The organism is Paraburkholderia silvatlantica (assembly GCF_003096715.1).
In the GTDB taxonomy this organism is placed as follows: Bacteria; Pseudomonadota; Gammaproteobacteria; order Burkholderiales; family Burkholderiaceae; genus Paraburkholderia; species Paraburkholderia silvatlantica.
This window is the reverse complement of sequence record NZ_QEOL01000024.1, coordinates 84,783-103,948: the sequence shown is the minus strand read 5'-3', so window position 1 is coordinate 103,948 and position 19,166 is coordinate 84,783. Positions and strand designations below refer to the sequence as shown.

The 19,166-nt window shown below is 66.5% G+C and carries 18 protein-coding genes; 3 read left to right on the top strand and 15 right to left on the bottom strand.

Annotated features, from left to right (window positions below; translation table 11 throughout):
• Positions 1 to 2: 2 nt before the first annotated feature.
• Genes C7411_RS27595 through C7411_RS27575 form a run of 5 tightly spaced genes read right to left on the bottom strand, consistent with a single transcriptional unit; the run spans position 3 to position 5,408 of the window.
• Complete coding sequence (locus C7411_RS27595; RefSeq protein WP_110387185.1) at positions 3 to 1,316, bottom strand: UxaA family hydrolase; 1,314 nt, start codon at positions 1,314 to 1,316, stop codon at positions 3 to 5.
• A gap of 42 nt (positions 1,317 to 1,358) precedes the next feature.
• The gene (locus tag C7411_RS27590) at positions 1,359 to 1,688 is read right to left on the bottom strand and encodes a UxaA family hydrolase (protein WP_110387184.1); all 330 of its coding nucleotides are present in this window, start codon (positions 1,686 to 1,688) and stop codon (positions 1,359 to 1,361) included.
• Positions 1,689 to 1,703: 15 nt separating this feature from the next.
• On the bottom strand, positions 1,704 to 2,744 hold the full coding sequence (locus C7411_RS27585; protein WP_110387183.1) for an ABC transporter permease: 1,041 nt from the start codon (positions 2,742 to 2,744) through the stop codon (positions 1,704 to 1,706).
• Entirely contained in the window at positions 2,734 to 4,329 is a 1,596-nt protein-coding gene (locus tag C7411_RS27580; RefSeq protein ID WP_110387182.1) for a sugar ABC transporter ATP-binding protein, read from the bottom strand. Before C7411_RS27580 ends, C7411_RS27585 begins: the two co-directional genes overlap by 11 nt.
• A complete protein-coding gene (locus C7411_RS27575; protein WP_110387181.1) occupies positions 4,326 to 5,408 on the bottom strand; it encodes a sugar ABC transporter substrate-binding protein in 1,083 nt (360 codons plus the stop codon). The genes C7411_RS27580 and C7411_RS27575 overlap by 4 nt, the downstream gene beginning before the upstream one ends.
• 232 nt (positions 5,409 to 5,640) lie before the next feature.
• On the opposite strand from C7411_RS27575, the gene C7411_RS27570 reads away from it, so the two are divergent.
• A complete protein-coding gene (locus C7411_RS27570; protein WP_243413372.1) occupies positions 5,641 to 6,474 on the top strand; it encodes an IclR family transcriptional regulator in 834 nt (277 codons plus the stop codon).
• 106 nt (positions 6,475 to 6,580) lie between these two features.
• A complete protein-coding gene (locus C7411_RS27565; protein WP_110387179.1) occupies positions 6,581 to 7,126 on the top strand; it encodes a hypothetical protein in 546 nt (181 codons plus the stop codon).
• A gap of 18 nt (positions 7,127 to 7,144) precedes the next feature.
• Here C7411_RS27565 and C7411_RS27560 read toward each other — a convergent pair whose 3' ends face one another.
• The 4 genes from C7411_RS27560 to C7411_RS27545 all read right to left on the bottom strand — a co-directional run bounded on the left by C7411_RS27560 (position 7,145) and on the right by C7411_RS27545 (position 12,529).
• Positions 7,145 to 9,508 (bottom strand): bifunctional acetate--CoA ligase family protein/GNAT family N-acetyltransferase, encoded by a 2,364-nt coding sequence (locus C7411_RS27560; RefSeq protein WP_110387178.1) that lies wholly within the window; start codon positions 9,506 to 9,508, stop codon positions 7,145 to 7,147.
• A 223-nt stretch (positions 9,509 to 9,731) separates the two neighbouring features.
• The gene (locus C7411_RS27555) at positions 9,732 to 11,333 is read right to left on the bottom strand and encodes a peptide chain release factor 3 (RefSeq protein WP_110387177.1); all 1,602 of its coding nucleotides are present in this window, start codon (positions 11,331 to 11,333) and stop codon (positions 9,732 to 9,734) included.
• A 569-nt stretch (positions 11,334 to 11,902) separates the two neighbouring features.
• Positions 11,903 to 12,196 carry an H-NS histone family protein gene (locus C7411_RS27550; protein WP_110387176.1) on the bottom strand — a complete coding sequence of 98 codons (294 nt, stop codon included), beginning with the start codon at positions 12,194 to 12,196 and terminating at the stop codon, positions 11,903 to 11,905.
• A 105-nt stretch (positions 12,197 to 12,301) separates the two neighbouring features.
• Positions 12,302 to 12,529 carry a hypothetical protein gene (locus tag C7411_RS27545; RefSeq protein ID WP_042268171.1) on the bottom strand — a complete coding sequence of 76 codons (228 nt, stop codon included), beginning with the start codon at positions 12,527 to 12,529 and terminating at the stop codon, positions 12,302 to 12,304.
• A gap of 495 nt (positions 12,530 to 13,024) precedes the next feature.
• Between C7411_RS27545 and C7411_RS27540 the strand changes: the two genes are divergently transcribed.
• Positions 13,025 to 14,149: a helix-turn-helix transcriptional regulator gene (locus C7411_RS27540; protein ID WP_165822902.1), complete on the top strand. Its 1,125-nt coding sequence runs from the start codon at positions 13,025 to 13,027 to the stop codon at positions 14,147 to 14,149.
• 16 nt (positions 14,150 to 14,165) lie between these two features.
• On the opposite strand, the gene C7411_RS27535 is transcribed toward C7411_RS27540, so the two are convergent.
• The 6 genes from C7411_RS27535 to C7411_RS27510 form a co-directional block, all read right to left on the bottom strand.
• Positions 14,166 to 14,447, bottom strand: a complete 282-nt coding sequence (locus C7411_RS27535) for a hypothetical protein (RefSeq protein ID WP_110387174.1) — start codon at positions 14,445 to 14,447, stop codon at positions 14,166 to 14,168.
• A 98-nt stretch (positions 14,448 to 14,545) separates the two neighbouring features.
• A complete protein-coding gene (locus tag C7411_RS27530) occupies positions 14,546 to 15,160 on the bottom strand; it encodes a BON domain-containing protein (RefSeq protein ID WP_243413371.1) in 615 nt (204 codons plus the stop codon).
• Positions 15,161 to 15,393: 233 nt separating this feature from the next.
• Positions 15,394 to 16,125 (bottom strand): ABC transporter ATP-binding protein, encoded by a 732-nt coding sequence (locus C7411_RS27525; RefSeq protein WP_110387172.1) that lies wholly within the window; start codon positions 16,123 to 16,125, stop codon positions 15,394 to 15,396.
• Complete coding sequence (locus C7411_RS27520) at positions 16,125 to 16,892, bottom strand: ABC transporter ATP-binding protein (RefSeq protein ID WP_110387171.1); 768 nt, start codon at positions 16,890 to 16,892, stop codon at positions 16,125 to 16,127. The genes C7411_RS27525 and C7411_RS27520 overlap by 1 nt, the downstream gene beginning before the upstream one ends.
• Complete coding sequence (locus tag C7411_RS27515) at positions 16,889 to 18,163, bottom strand: branched-chain amino acid ABC transporter permease (protein ID WP_243413373.1); 1,275 nt, start codon at positions 18,161 to 18,163, stop codon at positions 16,889 to 16,891. The genes C7411_RS27520 and C7411_RS27515 overlap by 4 nt, the downstream gene beginning before the upstream one ends.
• A gap of 39 nt (positions 18,164 to 18,202) precedes the next feature.
• Positions 18,203 to 19,150, bottom strand: a complete 948-nt coding sequence (locus C7411_RS27510) for a branched-chain amino acid ABC transporter permease (RefSeq protein WP_110387169.1) — start codon at positions 19,148 to 19,150, stop codon at positions 18,203 to 18,205.
• Between the last annotated feature and the right edge of the window lie 16 nt (positions 19,151 to 19,166).

Here is a 19,166-nt window from a genome sequence, read left to right as displayed (position 1 = left end):
TTTCAGCTCGCAGCTTCGACGATCGGCACGCGCGCACTGGCGGGCAGGCATGCGGGGCCGACTGGCTCGAAGCGCTTGTATGTGAGGATAAACTCCTGGTGCCCCAGCATTTCCGACTTCGAACGCTCGCCGGCGGCCACCGCCAGCGTGCGCTCGAACACTTCGCGCCCCACTTCGTCGAGCGTCGCGCGCCCTTCGAGAATGCGGCCGGCGTCCACGTCCATGTCGCCGGCGAGGTTGCGGTAGGTCAGCGGGTTCGCGCACACCTTGATGACCGGCGCAAGCGCCGAGCCCACCACCGACCCGCGCCCCGTCGTGAACAGGATCACGTGCGCGCCGCATGCGATCAGCTCGGCGATTTCCGCATTGTCGCTGATATTCGGAAAGCCAAAGCGCGGCTCGCCATCGGGCACCACGTCGAGCAGATAGAGACCGCCCGTGGGCGGCACGTCGCCCGGCTTCACAATGCCGACGATCGGCGAGGCGCCGCTTTTTGCATACGCACCGAGCGACTTCTCTTCCAGCGTGGTGAGGCCGCCGTCCGCGTTGCCGACCGCGAACGAACCGTGGCCGAGTATCGAGTAATAGCGCGCCGCCTTGGCCACGCACGCAACGATTTCCTCGCCCAGCCCGGGCCGGGCCGCCCGGCTCTTCATGTGGAATTCGCAGCCCACCAGCTCGCCGGTTTCCTCGAACAGGCAGGCCGAACCCGCTGCGATCAGCTGATCGAAGGCGCGGCCCACAGCCGGGTTGGCAGTGATGCCGCTCGTGCCGTCCGAGCCGCCGCAAATCGTGCCGACCACGAGTTCGTCGAGGCGCATCGGCACCTTCTGCTGCGCGGCAAGTTGCGCACGCGCTTCGCGCACCCAGTCGAGACCGTACTGGATCGTGCTGCGCGTGCCGCCCTTTTCCTGAATCGTCAGGACGTCTACCGGGCGGCCGCTGGCACGCACCTGCTCGACGAGATAGTGCTTGTTCATGCTCTCGCAGCCGAGCGAAACGAACAGCACCGCGCCCACGTTCGGATGCGTGGTCAGTTGCTTCATCATCTTCTCGGCGTAGCTGTTCGGGAAGCAGCCCGGAAAGCCGATCAGATGCACCGGCGGCTCTTTTGCCTGCTGCAGCGCGTGCGGATCGTCGAACGCGCCAAACGGCTCGCGGAACTGCGCGACGATTTCCCGCGCCACGTGGTGCGCGCATTCCACGAGATAAGCCACCGCAACCACGTTGCGTATGCCCTTGCGGCCGTCGTTGCGCAGCCAGCCTTCGAGCATCGGCGCGGCGGCGTGTGAAGGGGTGACGTTGCTATCGCTCATAACTTGAATCCTGCTCGCGGCGCATGCCGCATCATGGTGGCGTTACGCGTGCGGCACGAACTCGTGCCCCGCGTCGTGCGTATAGGTCGGCAAGTAATCGCTTTCGAGGTTGTGCGTGTGCAGATGCTCGCCGCGCGCCACCGGCTCGTTCACGTGGCCGATGCGCGCGCCATAGCGCAGCACCTTCTCGTCTTGCGCGAGCGCGTGACGCGCTACTTTGTGGCCGAGTTCGATCGTCTTTGCGAGCGTCACGCGCTCGCCTTCTATCTCCACCGTGTCGCCTGCTGCCAGACGCGCCGCCGCGATCAGGCAGTTGTCCTCGGGCGCGAGCAGGATGAGGCGGGCGTCGGTATGGGGGGCGTTGCCGTTCACAGATAGTCTCCGCGTTTAGTTCTGTGCCTCGCCGCCGGTGAGCCGCGCCACCATCAGCGAGCCGAGGATGATCGCGCCGTAAATCGCCTGAATCCAGAACGACGGCACCTGTGCGAGCGTGAGCAGGTTCTGCACCACGCCGAGCAGCAGCACGCCCGAGAGCGCGCCGAGCATCGTGCCCTTGCCGCCATCGAGCGAAATGCCGCCGATCACGGCCGCCGCGAACACCGTGAAGATCATGCCGTTGCCCTGATTCGCGTTGATCGCGCCCACGTAGCCGGTGACGATCAAGCCGCCAATCGCCGCGAGCACGCTGCCGAGCACGAACACGCCCCAGGTAATGCGCTCCACCCGGATGCCCGCGGCGCGCGCCGCGTCGGGATTGCCGCCGATCGCATAGAGCGCGCGGCCCACGCGGTGATAGCGCAGCATGAACGCGGCAATCGCGAACGCCGCAGCGGCAAGCCATACGGAAACCGGCAGCCCGAGCACGATGGTGGTGGCGAGCGCGAAGAACGACGACGGCATGTCGAAGAGCGTGCCGCCCTTGGTTGCGCCCACGAGCATGCCGCGCAGCACGATCAGCATGGCCAGCGTGACGATGAAGGCGTTCAGGCGCAGCCGCACGACCAGAAAACCGTTGATGAAGCCGATCAGCGCGCCCGCCGCCACGATGGCGGCGAGCCCTGCAAAAGCAGGCCATTGCAGGCCGAAGCCCGCCGAAGCGGCCGGCATGACGAGCATCGCGCCAACGGCGGGCGCAATGCCCACGGTCGATTCGAGCGAAAGATCGAACTTGCCGGTGAGGACGATGAGCGATTCGGCGAGCACCACGAGCGCGAGCGCAGCGGAAGCCCCGAGCACGCTGATGAGATTCGCGCGCGTGAGAAAGCTCGGGCTCACGAAACCGCCGATCACGAGCAGCAGCACCAGCGCGGGCAGCAGCGCGAAATCGCGCAGGCGCGCCAGCTGGATGCGCGGACGCGCCCGGCGGGCGCTCGCGGCCGCATCGGCCTGCGCCGCCGCGAACGCGGGCGTCGAAACACTATTCTTCATGGAGATCGACTCCTTCAATCGATGCGATCAGCTCCTGGTCCTGCCATCCGGCCGCCATTTCGGCGACCACCTCGCCGCGAAACATCACGAGCACGCGGTCGCAGGTGCGCAAGTCGTCGAGTTCGCTCGACACCACGAGCACGGCCTTGCCTTCGTCGCGCACGCGGTCCACGACCGAGAGCAGCGCTTCTTTCGACTTCACGTCCACGCCCGCCGTGGGGTCGATCAGCACGAGAACGTCAGGATTGCTTGCCAACGCGCGGGCCATCACCACCTTTTGCTGGTTGCCGCCCGAAAGCCCCGAAACGACATGATCCGGACCTTGCGCGACGATGCCGAGCGTCTCGATCATGCGCTTGCCGAATGCCTGCTTCTTCGCCGGCGGCGCAAAACCGAAGCGCCCCAGCAAGCCCGCGATCGTCATGGAAGCGTTCTCGGCCACCGACTGCGTGAGAACGAGCCCCTCGTGATGGCGGTCCTTCGGCACGCAGCCCACGCCGCTCGCGAGCGCCGCTGGCACGTCGCCGGGCTTGAGCGGCGCGCCTTTCACGCGAATCTCGCCCGAACGCTGCGCCGTGAGTCCCGCAATTGCCTCGCCTACGCTCGTGCGGCCGCTGCTCGTCGCGCCCGTAAGGCCGACCACTTCGCCGCGCTTGAGCGTGAACGACACGTCGCGATAGTCACGCCCCGTGAGGCCGCGCACTTCGAGCGCGCGCGGCGCGCTGGCGGGCAGCGCCGCGCGCGCCGCCGCATCGGCGACGTGCAGGCCGCCGCGCTCGCCCGTCATGGCTTCGATGAGCCGCTCGCGCGGCAATTCGGCCACGCTTGCGCTCACGATGTGCCGCGCGTCGCGCAGCACCGTGACGGCCTGGCAAATCTCGTATACCTCCTGCAAATGGTGCGAGATGAACAGGAACGTCACGCCTTCGCGCTGCAATTCGTCGATACGGCGGAAAAGGCGCTTGATTTCCTCGCCGTCGAGCTGCGCAGTCGGTTCGTCGAGGATGATGAAACGCGCGCCGTACGAAAGCGCCCGTGCGATCTCCACGAGCTGGCGCGCCTCGACGGTGAGGTCGCCGGCGCGCGCGTCCTCGCGCACGTCGATGCGCCAGTGAGCGAGCAGCGCACGCGCGTCGCGGCGCATGGTTGACCAGTCGATCACCCCGCGCCTGCCTGGCTGGCGATTGATGAAGAGGTTCTCTGCGACCGTGAGATCGCGAATGATGGTCGAATGCTGATACACGCAGGCCACGCGCTCGCGCCAGGCGTCGCGGTCGGCGAGCGCGGGCGCACGCTCGCCATTGAAGCGCACGCTGCCTTCGTCGGGCTTGCGCAAGCCGGTGAGGATCGAAACGAGCGTGGACTTGCCCGCGCCGTTGCGGCCCACCAGTGCGTGCGATTCGCCGGCCATGACGCGCAGGCTCACGTCGGCGAGCGCCGCGGTGGAGCCATAGCGCTTCGTCACGCCGCTCGCCTCGACCACCGGCAAGCGGGCTCGCACGGCCGCCTCGCGGCTGCCCACCGATAGCGCGCCCCATGGCGGCGCGCTGTCCGCCACGGCCCGACCGCTGGTTCGATCGTTCATTTGACGGTGTTGCCCCACAGGTTCTTGTCGTCGACGTTCTGCTTCGTCACGAGCGGCGCCGGCAACTGGTCTTCGAGCATGCCGGACTGCAGCTGGATGATGGTGCTGTCGTGATCGGTCTTGCCCGGCTTGAACGTCTTGCCCTCCAGCGCGGCCTTGATGTAGTAGAGGCCGTACTTCGCATAGAGGTCGGCAGGCTGCGATACCGTCGCATCGATCTCGCCCTTGCGAATCGCTTCGAACTCCTGCGGAATGCCGTCATTGGAAACGATTACGATGTGCTTCGGATCGCCTGCGGGAAAGAGCAACTGCTTGCGGCGCAGCGTTTGCAGCGTGGGCGAGAGATACACGCCGCCCGCCTGCATGTAGATGGCCTTCACGTCGGGGTTCGCGGTGAGCAGGCTGTCCAGCGCGCTCGCGGCGACGTCGCCCTTCCAGCCAGCCGGAATTTCGAGCAGCGACAGATTCGGATACTGCTTCAGGCACGCACGGAACGCTTCCGAACGGTCGCGGCCGTTCACCGAGGCGAGGTCGCCCATGATCTGCACGACCTTGCCCGACTTCACGTGCTCGCCGATGTATTTGCAGGCCTGCTCGCCGTACGCGCGATTGTCGGCACGCACGACCATCGCCACGTTACCCTGCGTGGGCGCGACGTCCACGGCCACGACCTTCACGTCTTTCTGCGCCGCGTTGCCGAGCGCGCGGCTGATCGCCGCCGAATCGATCGGCCCGACCACGATGCCCTTTGCCCCCAGATTGATCATGTTGTTCATGTCCGTGATCTGCTGGGCGGGGTCGTTGTTCGAGTTCACGGGCGCGAGGATGTCGATGCCGTCCTGCTTCGCATAAGCGCCGAGGTAGTTGTTGTACGACTGCCAGAACGGCGAAGTGAGGAGCGGCAGGCCAAGGCCGACCTTGCCGGGTTCGGCTGCGCCAGCGGCAGCCGACGCGCCGAATGCCGCAGCACAGGCCGCGGCGACGCACAGCGTCCTGGTGGCGGCGCGCGCGAAGGCGCCGCGCGCTGGTTGAATTCCGGTGGAGCGGCGGGCCTTCGAGAGCCCGGATGCGAACGCCATGTCTGTCTCCTGTCGACGCGCCTCGCACGCCGATTCTGTCGTTGATGAACCGCATGTGTTTGCCGCGCCCACGTGGCATGCCCGAAGCGCCGGCGACCCGTTGCTGCTGCCTTTCCTTGCCTGACGACGCTGGCGTATATTCACCAGTGAACGTATTATTCATATACGCACATTGCGAGGTCAAGCAATGTGCAGTGCAGCATGGGTCCGTGATTTCCCTGGGGGCGATCGAATGGAAAAGAACGCGAAAAAGAGCCGGATGGACAACGTGCCCGAAGAAGCCGAAGAGAAAGACGACGCCGACCGCTATCGCGCGCCCGCGCTGGACAAGGGGCTCGACATCCTCGAACTGCTTGCGGAGCAGCGCGCCGGCCTCACGCGCGCCGAGATCACGAAAGCGCTGGGGCGCAATGCGAGCGAGATTTACCGCATGCTCGAGCGGCTGGTGGCGCGCCAGTACGTCATCCGTTCGGAAGGCGGCGACCGCTATGCGCTGAGCCTCAAGCTGTTCGCGCTCGCCCACCGCCACCCGCCCATGGAGCGCCTGATCTCGGAAGCGCTGCCGCTCATGCAGCGCTTCGCCGACGAAGCCGAGCAGTCCTGCCATCTCGCCGTGTACGACCGCGGCAACCTGCTCGTGATCGCCCAGGTGGACGGGCCGGGCACATGGGGCATCGCGGTGCGGCTCGGTTCGCGCGTGGGCCTCGTCGATACGAGTTCGGGCCGCACGCTCCTCGCCTGGCAAACGCCGGAACAGCGCGCGCACATGCTCGCGGAGCATACGAAAGTGAAGGGCGAGGTGGCGATCGACCATGCGGCGCTGGAAGCCGCGTGCGAGCAGGTGCGCGAGGCGGGCTTCTCGCGCAAGGACAGTCAGCAGATTTTCGGCGTGACGGACGTGACGTTTCCGGTGCTTGGGCCTTCGGGCCAGGCGATCGCGGCGCTCACCTGCCCGTTTCTCAAGCGCATCGACGACTATGTCGCGCCCTCGCTCGACGAGGCGACGCAAATGCTGCGCGCGACCGTGCAGGCCTTGTCGATGTTTCGCGAGGACAGCGCGGCCTGAGGCCGGCCACGCAAAACGGTTAGAATGACGGCCCTCTCAAAAAAAACCAGTGCGCCGCGCACTGCCGCGAAACGGCGGGCGAGCGGCTCACGCGCATTCGAAACCCATGGCGAAACTCCTGACCGATCAAGAATTCCAGCGCTTTTCCGAGCTTCAGCAGAAACAGGCGAGCTTCACGATCACGGCCGACGAAGCCGACGAGCTGCGCGACATCGTCGCCCGCGCGCAGAAAAAGCGCGACGACCGCGCCGACGCGATGAAGACCGTCGAAACCGCCATCGCGCAATTCGAGATCGCTCCCGAGGAGCTTTTCACGGCCGAACAGATTGCCGAAGCCGCGCGCAATTTCGGCCTGATTCCGGCCACGCGCAAGGAGCGCGTGCTGCCGCCTTCGCTCACCTTCAACGGCAAGACGCACCAGTGGACCACGCGCGCGCTGCCCGAGGAAATCCGCACGCCGCTATTCGAGGCGTTCCGGGGCGGTCAGTCGGTGAAGGCGTTCATCGCCACGCCCAAGGACGCCGCGCGCTGCGCCGCGACCATCGCCCGGCTGGAGAAGGAAACCGGCGCGCAGTACGGCGAGGCGTGGCTCGAAGAACTCGCTCTCACGCGCGGCCAGATCGACGACGCGCTCGCGAAGCTGGCCGCGTAAGCAGCCAGGCGCGCCGGCTCAGTCGAGCGGCATGCGAAAACCGACCACGCCCGGGTCTTCCGTGGGCGTGACGGTGAAGCCGCAGGCGCGCGCGAGGCCGATCATCGGCGCATTCTCGCGCAGCGCCTCGCCGAGCAGCCAGTGCGTGCCGCGCGAGCGCGCGTACTCGATGATGCGCGACATCAGCAGGCGGCCAAGGCCGCCGCGTTTGAGATTCGACAGAATCGCGACCGCGAACTCGGCGGTCTCGTTGTCCGGGTCGGCCACGGCTCGCACCACACCGAGCGTGCGCGGCTGGCCGTCCCCGTCCTGCACGACCGCGATCAGCGCCATCTCGCGGTCGTAGTCGATTTGCGTCATGCGCGCGAGCTGCGTGTGATCGAAGCTGCGCACCGCAGAGAAGAAGCGCAGGCGCAGGTCGTCGGGCGTCATCGACTCGACGAACGTGCGGTGCATGGCCTCGTCTTCGGGACGGATCGGTCGGATCGTGAGGCGCTCGCCGTGCCAGTCGATGGTCTCCTCCAGCCGCCGCGGATACGGCATGATCGCGAAGCGGCTGCGCTTTTCCGCGAGCTGCAGACAGGGCGCGACGACCACGACCGCCTCGGGCAGCACGCGCAGCGTCAGCCGCAAGCCCACGATTTCCCGCACCTCGCACACGAACTGCGACAGCTCGGTGAGCGCGGCCAGCGTCGGCTCGGGCGCCGTGTAGCGCGCATAGGGCGAGTGCGCAACGATGTCGCGCGAGAGCACCGGGTTCAGCGGCGGCAGGCTGTACACGCGCAGCGGCGGCGAAAAATCGTCCGGCGAAGGCGCGGCGAAACGGAACACCGGGCCGAAGTTGTCGTCGTCGCGAAACTCGACCGACACGTCCACCACCGGCTTGACGCCTGGTTCGTCCTGCGCCTGCGTGGCGAGCCCGAACAAGGCCAGCAATCTGCCCGCCTCCTCCCCTTTCAGTTCCGTGCGTCCGGCCGCCAGCGCCGCGCGCGCTTCGCCCTGCGCGGCCTCGATCGCGGCCGGGCCCTGGGCGGGCATGGTCTCCGGCGTCTGCATCAACAGCTCGCGGCCCAGCCGGTAATCGACGAGACGGGCAAACGCGCGCGCGAGCCGCCGCGGCGTGGTGTGCACCGGAATGCCATGCGCGTGCAGTTCGTCGCGCATGGTTTCGTCCACGCCGCCGAAGAAGCACGCGAGCATGCCGCGATACGCGAAACGCTGTTGCTCGATCAGCGTGCGCGCCACCGCATCGACCGGCGCACTGTGGGTGGGCGCGTGCACGACGAACGCCGTGCCGCTCGAGCGATGCGTGGCCAGCGTTTGCAGCGCGAGGCCGAAGTGCTCGGGCCTGGCGGTGTCGCCGAGCACGAGCGGATTGCCGGCCTGCGCGTGCGGCAGCGCGGCCTGGACGGCCGCAATCGCTTCGTCGTTCCAGCGTGCGAGCGTGTCGCCGGCTTTCATGAAGGCGTCGCGCGCAAGCGTTGCCACGCCGCGGTCGCTCGTGATGAGCGTGGCGCTGTCGCTCGCAGCCACGCGGCCCACGCCGAGCGTTTCGATTTCGTCGAGCAGGTCGTCGAGCGTGTCGACGCGCACGAGGCCCGCGCGCCGGAACGCCGCCGTGTAGAGCGCGTCGCCCTTGTCGTCGCGGCCGCTGCGCAACGCGAGCACGGGCTTGTTGCGCGCCGCCGCGCGCGCCGCCGACATGAACTTGCGCGCCGCGCGGATCGTGTCCACTTCGAGCAGGATGGCCCGCGTGCCGGGGTCGCTCGCGAGATAGTCGAGCACGTCGCCCACGTCGACGTCGGCTTCGTCGCCGAGCGCGATCACGTGCGAGAAGCCGAGGCCGCGCGGCGCGGCCCAGCGCAGCACCGCGTTGGTGAGCGCGTTGGACTGCGACACCCAGGCCACGCCGCCCTTGCGCGCAATCGACGCCGCCGCGCCGAGCTGCGCGTTGAGCGCGGGCGTGAGCGCGCCGAGACTGCCGGGGCCGACGATGCGCAGCAGATGCGGGCGCGCCGCCGCGAGCGCATGGCGCAGGTCGGCCTGATCGGCCTCGTCGCGCACCTCGCCGACGATGATCGCCGCGCGCGTGCCCATGCCGCCGAGGCGATGCACGAGCGCGGGCCACGTGGCGGGCCGCGTGCAGATGATCGCGACGCCGGGCGCTTCGGGCAGATCGCCCGCGTCGGCGAGCACGGGCCGGCCGTCGAAGGCTTCGAAGTCGCCCGCATGACGCGGGTTGACGGCCCACAGCGGGCTCGTGAAGCCGCCTTCGATCAGCCGCCGCCACACCATGCTGCCGATGCTGCCGGGACGCTGCGAAGCGCCGATCACGGCCACGGATTTCGGCTGGAACACTGCATCGAGATTGCGTACGGTCACAGGCACTCCTCGTCGGTCGGACAGGCGCTTGCCGTAGATGCGAACGCCGGTTTGTCGTCTTTTACCGTTACGAGAAGAGGATAGGGCAAGCGCGCAGGCGCTGCGCGTATTTCGCCCGGCGCGGGCGGACGCGGACGCGGCGGCATGGCGCCGCACGCCGCCCTGGGCGTGCGGCGCCACGATGCGCGAGAAGGAACGTCGCCTGGTTCGTGAACGCCGCGTGTTACATCGACTTGCGGAACGGCGCGCCAGAATGCTCGCGCAGCTCGTTGAACACGATCTTCGGCCAGGCCTTTTGCGCGACTTCGATTTCGGAGACGTGCGAGGCGAGATAGGTCGGCGCGTTCGACGCGTCGTAGGCCATGCGGGCCTCGTACGAATCGGTGAAGCGGCGCAGCTCGGCGGGATCGTCGCAGGTCACCCAGCGCGACAGGCGATAGCGCGCCGGCATCAGGCGCACGGCAACCTTGTACTCGGCGGCGAGGCGGTGCGACACCACTTCGAACTGCAGCTGACCGACCGCGCCCAGAATCGTCGCGCCGCCGTGGATCGGGCGGAACACCTGGATCGCGCCCTCTTCGCCGAGCTGCTTGAGCGCTTCGCCCAATTGCTTCGCGCGCATCGGATCGACCACTTCGACGGTCTGGAAGATTTCCGGCGCGAAGAACGGCAGACCCGTGAATTGCAGGTCTTCGCCTTCGGTGAGCGTGTCGCCGAGGCTCAGCGTACCGTGGTTAGGAATACCGATGATGTCGCCCGGGTACGCCTCGGCCACGGTCTCGCGGCGCTGCGACAGGAAGCTCACCACGTTGTTCGCGCGGAAGGTCTTGTTGTTGCGCGTGACCTTCAACTGCATGCCGCGCTCGAAATGGCCCGAGCACACGCGGATGAACGCCACGCGGTCGCGGTGCGCGAGGTCCATGTTGGCCTGCACCTTGAATACGACGCCCGTGAACTTGCTTTCTTCAGGCGAGACCGGACGCTGCACGGCCATGCGCGGCGACGGCGGCGGCGCGAGATCGACCAGCGCGTCGAGAATTTCCTTCACGCCGAAGTTGTTGATCGCCGAGCCGAACAGCACCGGCGACTGCTCGCCCGCGAGGAAGGCGTCGCGATCGAACGTGGGCGTCGCGCCCGTGATCAGCTCGACTTCTTCCTTGGTGCGCTTCCAGTGATAGCCGAAGCGGGCTTCGCCTTCTTCTTCGCTGATGTTCTGCAGCGTTTCCACCGCACCGCCAAGCGACTCCTGGCCCGCGCGGAACACGCGCACCTGGTCGCGCTGGATGTCGTACACGCCCTGGAACTCCTTGCCCATGCCGATGGGCCAGGTGAACGGCACGGCGGCCACACCCAGGTGCTGCTCGATTTCGTCGAGCAGGTCGAGCGGCTCGCGCACTTCGCGGTCGAGCTTGTTGATGAACGTGAGAATGGGCGTCTTGCGGCTGCGGCAGACTTCGAGCAGCTTGAGCGTTTGCGCTTCCACGCCGTTCGCGCCGTCGATCACCATCACGGCCGCGTCGACTGCCGTGAGCACGCGGTAGGTGTCTTCCGAGAAGTCCTCGTGACCCGGCGTGTCGAGCAGGTTGATGACGGCGTCGCCGTACTCGAACTGCATGACCGAGCTGGCGACCGAAATGCCGCGCTGCTTTTCGATCTCCATCCAGTCGGAGGTCGCGAAGCGGCCGCTCTTCTTGCCCTTCACGGTACCGGCGATCTGGATCGCGCCCGAAAACAGCAGCAGTTTTTCGGTGAGCGTGGTCTTGCCCGCGTCCGGGTGAGAAATGACCGCGAACGTGCGGCGGCGTCTGAGTTCGGCTACTGACATGGATAGAGCGGGTATCACGGATGAATTCGGGCAACCGGGCCGCGCAGCGGAGGTTGCGGCGAGCGCGGCGGCGCTGGCGGGCGCGTTTTCGGGCAACGCTTACGGTGCGTGCGGCGGCAGCGCGCGGACCGCGGCGCACGGCAAATAGCACGAACGATCGGGAATGTCCCGCGGATGTCCGCGCAAAAAAGCGAAAAGGCGCCGGGACCGAATGATACACGGCATTCGTCCCGCCGACTAAAGGTTTGATGGGGTTCGAACGGGTTGGACGTGCGGGCTGGCGCCGCTTTGGCAAAGGTGAGCTTTTACGGGACCTCGATGCGAGCGCACCGCCGACGCCGTCATGCCCCCGCCGCGCGCTCGCGATGCCCCCCGTTTTCGCGGCAATGTCCTTTCGTCACAGGCGTGGCCCCGCTCCGTGAGCGCCCTGGTCCTGCTCGTCGCGGCATGCTGGTGCGCGCCGCGCAGGGCGTGAGGTGAGCTTTTCCGGGAGACTTGAAGCGAAGCGGCCGGCCGTCACGTCGGGTGCTGCGCGCCCCCGCTGCAACGGCCTGGGGGGAATTGGCCCGTTATTCCTTGATGAGGAAGCGTTCGCGATTCTTGCCCGCCAGCCAGCCCGGCGTGCGGCCACGGCCGCTCCAGGTCTCGCCGGTTTTCGGGTTCATGTAGCGGGCCGGCAGCGCCTTCTTGCGCGCGGGGCCTGCGCGTCGGGTCGTGAAGCCCAGTTCTTCCGCAGTGATGTCGTACTCCGCGATCTTTTCCCTGATCTCGGCGATCGCCTGGTCAATTTCCTTTTCACGCGCCGCAGCCACTTCCTTGTGAAGCTTCTCCAGCTGGGCGGTCAGTTGCTTGTAGCTCGGCATGAAACGTCATCTCCAGTTCGGTCAAGAGAGTCTCATTGTGACCGGTTTGGAGCCCGTGCGACGATGAAGGCGCGCTTTTTTACTATGCTGGCGCAAACGTTGGCGTTACCGTTCGCGCTGCTGCAGCGATTCGTGCGACAGACGGCTTTCGAGCGCACGCAGCGCTTCGTTGAGCCGCTTCACGCGCTGCACCTGCGAAGGCACGAGGTTCTCGCTGGAAACCGATTCGAGCCGGCCGCGCCAATAAGAAAGCGGAATACGGTCGCGCCCCGAGAGCCGCCCGATGATGTGCTCGAGATGCTCAATGTCCTTTTCGAGTTGGTGATGATTCATCGCTGTCCCCGGTAATGACAAGTTTTATCGAGCGCGCACAAATAGCGCGCACTCACTTTCGTCGCATCGCCGATTTTCCGCATGCTGCGGATAATCGGTCAGTCTGGTAATCGCACCGGCTGACCGTGCTAAATGCGCGCCGCAGCGGATCGACTGGTTTTGTTCGTACTGTCAGACCAGAATAAGGCCAGCGCGGCCGGCTATCCGTTGGATACCGCACGGAATTTCAACGGCCGCTCCTCCACGCTGACGGTTGTATCCACATCCATATCGGAAGGCAGATTAACGGGGGCTATTGCGTCTGTATATTCCTCAATTGTGGAACGCTATGCGGCGCGCATTTTGCCGCCGACGGTTTTTCACAATACGAACAACGAGAATGGCGTGAAAACAAACGAATCACAATATGATCGCCTGCTGCATCTTGTTTACGACACACTCGATAATCCTTGCGCCTGGAAGGATTTTTGCGCGCTATTACGCGAAGCGACTGGAGTGGCGTCGATTCATCTGTATGCCTTTGACCGGCAGCGCGATCTGTTTTCCTGGAGCGACGGTTTCGCGCTTGCCGGCGCGGAACCGCTGGAGCGCATTCGGCCGCTGTACCGCGACGATACGCGCCTGGCATGGCTGCGCGCTTACCCGCCGGGCAAGTGGCTGCATTGCGGCGCCGAACCCGACTGCGCAGCCGGCTTCGAACTCTGCCCGTTCGAGGAAGGCCATCGCTGCGCGGCGCTGTGCAAGCTGATCGAACAGAACGGGCTCGCCGTCATGCTTGCGTGCCGCACCCACGCCGAGGACGGGCCGCTCCCGGGCGAACACCGCGCACTGCTCGAACGGCTCACGCCGCACCTCGTGCGCGCGGTGCGCCTGTACCTGCGCCGCTTTGCCTTGAACGCCGACACGCTTGCAAACCGCTCACGTCCGCCAGCCATGCTCGTGAGTGCGCTGGGCGAAGTGCTCCATAGCAACGAGGCCGCACAGCGGCTCCTGAAGGCGACCTCGCTCGTGCGGGTGCGCGGACGGCGGATCACGCTCGCTGCGCCCCATCACGCGCGCCTGCTCGAGGACATCGCCGTGAGCGAGGTGCGCCTGCGCAACCGCATGAGCGGCGCGCGGGCGGCGGCAGCGCGCTTTCGCGCGTTGCGTATCGTAGGCGCCGCCGACGGCACGCCCGCGCTCCGCGCACCCGACGCGGCCGCCGCAACGGACCCGCACGGCCGGACCCTTGGCGGGCGGGCCCGCGCGCAGGCTCCGGCGAGCCAGCAGGAGGTGCTCTACGCGTTCTACAACGTGGTGACGGCCGACGACGCCTCGGCTTCGGAATTGCACGCCTTCGCGGCGCTGACCTTCTATCACCCGCGCTCCGCGCCGCTGGTCGACGAGCGGGTGCTCGCCACGGCCTTCGATCTCTCGCCGGCCGAATGCCGCATTGCGCTGCTGCTCGCGGAAGGTCTCACGCAAAAGGAAATCGCCGCGCACGTCGGCGTGCAGCACGACACCGTGCGCAAGCAATTGCAATCGATCTTTCAGAAGACGGCGACGCGCCGCCAGCCCGACCTGCTGCGCCTTTTGCTGAATCTGCCGGCGCGCGGCACGGGCGCCGCAGCCGAAGGCTGAGCGGCGCGCGACAGACTTATTGGGCCTTGCGGCAGGCGAACACGAGCGTGTAGTTGCCGCTTTCGGTCGATGTCGCGACAGTGTCGTAACCCGCGCCGGCGCAACGGGCGCGCGCCTGCTGGGCGCAGGAATCGCGATCGCCCGAGGCCGGGCATTGCACCTGGATCGTCGGACGGCCGTCCGACAGGAACAGCGGCGGCCCGCTACTGCACGCAGCAAGGCCAGCGATCAAGGTCAACGCGCACGCCGCGAACGGCAGCCTGCGCAAACGGAACAACGGCGAACCAGGACGAGTCATTTGGAGCACCCCTACGGGCTTCTAGTTTTTCGACGTTGCGATTGTGCCATGCCGCGAGCCATGTGCGATGCATCGCTGCGAGCGTTGCGTGCGCGTGCTCAGGGCGCGGTCGAGAGCGTCTTGTACGGCAGCGCGCCTTGCGGGTCCGAGCTCACGCGTACGAAGACCTGCTCGACGTCGGGAATCGCGGCGAGTCTGCGCTCGAGCGCCGCACTGTCGAAGCCTGGCCCCACGCACCCTTCCGCGTAGACGAAACGCCGCTGCACCGTGATCCAGATGCTCGTGCCCGCAAACAGGGCATCGCCTTGCAGTTGCTGGCGAATCGCCGCTGCAATGTCCGCATCGTAAAGATACGAGTTCGGCCTCGAGCACTTGTGCGCGAGCCAGCAGGTCGTGCCTCGCTCCACGCGATAATGCGCGTCGTCGTCGGCTTCGGTTTTCGTCATCCGCGGGCCGAGCGGCGGCGGGCAGGCGCCAATCGCGTTCGACAACGCGAAGAACGGGTCGTTGTACCAGTTCTTGCGCTCGACATCCGCAGCGTTCCCGGCCTTCGAGGCGGGCGCAGAGGCGCCGGTTTGCGATTGCGCGGGCGCGGCAGCCGCCCAAAAGCCCGCGAAAACGCCCACGCAAACAAGCGCCGCCGCAAGCCGTGCTGTCTGCGCCGCCCGCGCGCGCCGGGCGCTTTGCCCGCACTCATCATCGATTGCACTCATCGACTGCCACCTCGCCGGCTCACTCTTCTGCGCAACGATAGGACCGCGCGGCCACGCTCGCAATAACGAGATAAATCGGCCGCCCGTGCTAACGACAACATACGTCAGCGTATGAACGGTCAACCCGAAGATCTTTTCGGGGCTGCCGGCCAGCAGCCCGACTACTCGCCGGGTAACCTGCCCGCACGCCAGGCGGCATGTCTCCCGAGGGGAGCGAACGTTCGAAGTGCGCCCTACACTTCCAGCCATTCCCGGCGGACGCGCGCATCGGCCTTCAACTGCTGCGGCGTCCCCTCGAACACGATCTGGCCGTGCCCCATGACGTACACGCGCTGCGAGATATCGAGCGCGATGGCCTGCTTCTGCTCGACGAGCAACACCGAAATGCCGCGCGCCTTCAGCGTCTTCAGGTACTCGCCCACCTGCGCGACGACAAGCGGCGCGAGCCCTTCGGTCGGCTCGTCGATGACGATGAGGTCGGGGTCGCCCATGAGCGTGCGGCACAGCGTCAGCATCTGCTGCTCGCCGCCCGACAGCAGGCCCGCCGGCGTCTCCTCGCGCTCCTTCAGGCGCGGGAACATGCGGTACATGTCGTCGAACTGCCAGCGCGCGTTCTGGCGCGGCTTGTCGCCCAACCGCTTGCGCTTTTCGCCGAGCATCAGGTTCTGCCGCACGGTGAGCGTCGGGAAGATATCGCGGTTCTCCGGCACGTAACCGATGCCCCGGTGCGCGACCTCGAACGTGCGCAGGCCGCGCACCTCCTCGCCGCGCAGCAGAATCTGCCCCTCGCACCGCACGAGCCCCATGATGGCTTTGGCGAGCGTCGAGCGGCCCACGCCGTTGCGCCCGAGCAAGGCGACGATCTCGCCTTCGCCCACCTGCATCTCGACGCCGTGCAGGATATGGCTCTTGCCGTAGTACGCGTGCAGATCGCGCACCTCGAGCATGGGATTGGCGGTCGCCATCAGTGTGCACCTGCGGGTTCGTCCAGCGTGGTGCCCAGATAGGCTTCCTTCACGCGGCGGTTGTTACGGATGGCTTGCGGCGTGTCCGTGGCGATCACCTCGCCGTACACGAGCACCGAGATGCGGTCGGCGAGGCCGAACACGACGCTCATGTCGTGCTCGACCATCACCAGCGTCTTGCCGGCGGTGACGCGGCGAATCAGTTCCACCGCGCGATCCGACTCCGGGCGGCTCATGCCCGCCGTGGGTTCGTCGAGCAGGATCACTTCGGCGCCGCCCGCGATCGTGATGCCGATTTCGAGCGCGCGCTGCTCGGCGTAAGTCAGCAGACCTGCAAGCGTGTCGTGGCGGCCCTGCAGGCCGATCAGTTCGAGCACTTCTTCGGCGCGTGCGCGAGCGTCGCGCAACTGCTCGAGACGATGCCAGAACGAATAGCGGTAGCCGAGCGACCACAACACGGAGCAGCGCAAATTCTCGAACACCGAAAGGCGATGAAAAATGTTCGTCACCTGAAAGCTGCGCGAGAGCCCCATGCGGTTGATCTTGTACGGCGGCAGCCCGCCGATCTCGACGCCGTCGAGTTTGACCGTGCCTGAACTGGGCGCCATGCGCCCCGAAATCAGGTTGAACGTGGTCGATTTGCCCGCGCCGTTAGGACCGATCAGCGCGTGACGTTCGCCCTTCGCGATCGTCAGGTCGACACCGCGAATGATCTCCGTGCGCCCGAAATGCTTGCGCACGTCACGCAACTCCAGTGCGGCCGTCATGCGTTGCTCCCTGCGATTTCCCGTTGCACGCCGTCCCAGGCCGCGCGCAAGCGCGCGGCGGCGAGGCGTCCCGCCTGCGCGCCCAGCCCCCACAGCACGGCGGCGACGGCCCAGGGCTTCCACGACGCGGCATCGAAGTTCAGGCCGAAGAACGCCATGGCCGTGCCATTGTCACTATCGATCTGCACCTTGTAGACGAGTTCGACCGTCAGCACGAGCGCTGCAAGCAAGATCAGCGCGGCGCCCAGCGCCGCCGCATAGGAAGGCAACATGCGGTGCAGCTTGCGCGCCGCGATGAGCGGGACCTGCTTCATCAGCAGGCTCGACACGCCGCCCGGCACGTACATCACCACGAGCACGAAGAACAGGCCGAGGTACAGCAACCATGCCGGCGTGAGATTGGACAACGCGACCGCGAACAGCACGAACAGGATCGAACCGATGACCGGCCCGAAGAAGAACGCCCCGCCGCCGATGAACGTCGCGAGCAGCACGCCGCCGGACTGCGCGGCGCCGACGTTCTCCGCGGTCACGATCTCGAAGTCGATCACAGAGAGGCCGCCCGCAATGCCGGCGAAGAACGCCGCGAGGACCATCACGAAAAAGCGCACGCGCTGCGTGTTGTACCCGACGAATTCCGCGCGCTCGGGATTGTCGCGCACGGCATTGGCGATGCGGCCGAGCGGGGTCTGCGTCCACGCGTACATGGCGATCATCGACACGAGGCACCACACGGCGATCAGGTAGTACACCTGGATCGCCGGGCCGTAAGTGATGCCAAGCACCGCATGGCCGACCGTACGATTGGTCGGCACCCCGCCTTCGCCGCCGAAAAAGCCGGGAAACATCAGCGAACTCGCCGCCACCATTTCGCCGATGCCGAGCGTGATCATCGCGAAGGTGGTGCCCGACTTGCGCGTGGTCACGTAGCCGAACAGCACGCCGAACAGCATGCCGCCTAGCCCGCCCACCAGCGGCAGCAGCGAAACGGGCAGCGGGAAATGGCCCGCGCCGATCCGGTTGAGCACATGAGCCGCCACGAATGCGCCGAGCCCGGAGTACACCGCGTGCCCGAACGAGAGCATGCCGGTCTGGCCGAGCAGCATGTTGTACGAGAGCGCGAAAATGATCATGATGCCCATCTGCGAAAGCAGCGCGATCGCGAAGCCGCTGGAAAACACGAGCGGCAGCACCAGCATCACGAGCCCCGTGGCGCCCCAGACGATCCAGCGCAGCGCATGCGTGGACTGCAGCCATCCGTGGCGCTGCATGGCCGAACCGGCATTGGCCTGAATGAGCGGTTTCATCGTTCAGCCCTCCCGCTTGCCGAGCAATCCGCGCGGCCGCAGGATCATCATGAGCACCATGAGCAGATAAGGCAGAATCGGCGCGACCTGCGAGACGGGCATGCGCCACAGCGAAGAGAGCGCCGTAGTGTCCGTGACCCGCACGCCGACGAGTGAGAACAGATCGGAGAGCGAGGCATCGATCGTGACGGCGAAGGTCTGCATGACGCCGATCAGCAGCGACGCGATGAATGCGCCCGGCAGCGAGCCCATGCCGCCCACCACGGCGATCACGAACACGATGGTGCCCACCGACTCGGCCATCGAAGGCGACGTGACGAACGCATTGCCGCCAATCACGCCAGCGAGGCCCGCCAGCGCGGCGCCGCCGCCGAACACCAGCATGAACACGCGCTGCACGTTGTGCCCGAGCGCCTCGACCATTTCCGGGTGCGTGAGCGACGCCTGAATGACAAGGCCGATGCGCGTGCGCGTCAGCACCAGATACAGCGCGGCGAGCATGGCGATCGAGATGAGCATCATGAAGGCGCGATACTTCGGAAATTCCGAGGTGTACACCTTGAACAGCGCCCCGTTCAGTTCGGGCGGAATCGCGTAAGGCACCGCGGCCAGACCCCAGACCAGCTTGACGCCCTCCACGATCAGATACGAGAGGCCGAAGGTGAACAGCAATTCCGCCACATGCCCGAACCTGTGCACGGTACGCAAGCCGAAACGCTCGACGAGCGCGCCGACACACGCCACGAGCACCGGCGCCGCCACGAGCGCCGGCCAGAAGCCGATCTTGCTGGCGATGGTGTAGGCGAAGTAGGCCCCGAGCATGTAAAAGCTGGCGTGCGCGAAATTGAGCACGCCCATCATGCTGAAAATCAAGGTGAGGCCCGAGGAAAGCATGAACAGCAGCAGTCCGTAGCCGATGCCGTTCAACAGAGAGATGGTCAGGAATTCCACTGCCCGATGATCCTTG

Excerpts from the sequence above, each read along its gene's own strand:
- C7411_RS27595 (WP_110387185.1), bottom strand. The coding sequence starts at position 1,316 with ATGAGCGATAGCAACGTCACCCCTTCACACGCCGCCGCGCCGATGCTC.
- C7411_RS27585 (WP_110387183.1), bottom strand. The coding sequence starts at position 2,744 with ATGAAGAATAGTGTTTCGACGCCCGCGTTCGCGGCGGCGCAGGCCGAT.
- C7411_RS27580 (WP_110387182.1), bottom strand. The coding sequence starts at position 4,329 with ATGAACGATCGAACCAGCGGTCGGGCCGTGGCGGACAGCGCGCCGCCA.
- C7411_RS27575 (WP_110387181.1), bottom strand. The coding sequence starts at position 5,408 with ATGGCGTTCGCATCCGGGCTCTCGAAGGCCCGCCGCTCCACCGGAATT.
- C7411_RS27570 (WP_243413372.1), top strand. The coding sequence starts at position 5,641 with ATGGAAAAGAACGCGAAAAAGAGCCGGATGGACAACGTGCCCGAAGAA.
- C7411_RS27565 (WP_110387179.1), top strand. The coding sequence starts at position 6,581 with ATGGCGAAACTCCTGACCGATCAAGAATTCCAGCGCTTTTCCGAGCTT.
- C7411_RS27555 (WP_110387177.1), bottom strand. The coding sequence starts at position 11,333 with ATGTCAGTAGCCGAACTCAGACGCCGCCGCACGTTCGCGGTCATTTCT.
- C7411_RS27550 (WP_110387176.1), bottom strand. The coding sequence starts at position 12,196 with ATGCCGAGCTACAAGCAACTGACCGCCCAGCTGGAGAAGCTTCACAAG.
- C7411_RS27545 (WP_042268171.1), bottom strand. The coding sequence starts at position 12,529 with ATGAATCATCACCAACTCGAAAAGGACATTGAGCATCTCGAGCACATC.
- C7411_RS27535 (WP_110387174.1), bottom strand. The coding sequence starts at position 14,447 with ATGACTCGTCCTGGTTCGCCGTTGTTCCGTTTGCGCAGGCTGCCGTTC.
- C7411_RS27530 (WP_243413371.1), bottom strand. The coding sequence starts at position 15,160 with ATGAGTGCAATCGATGATGAGTGCGGGCAAAGCGCCCGGCGCGCGCGG.
- C7411_RS27525 (WP_110387172.1), bottom strand. The coding sequence starts at position 16,125 with ATGGCGACCGCCAATCCCATGCTCGAGGTGCGCGATCTGCACGCGTAC.
- C7411_RS27520 (WP_110387171.1), bottom strand. The coding sequence starts at position 16,892 with ATGACGGCCGCACTGGAGTTGCGTGACGTGCGCAAGCATTTCGGGCGC.
- C7411_RS27515 (WP_243413373.1), bottom strand. The coding sequence starts at position 18,163 with ATGCAGCGCCACGGATGGCTGCAGTCCACGCATGCGCTGCGCTGGATC.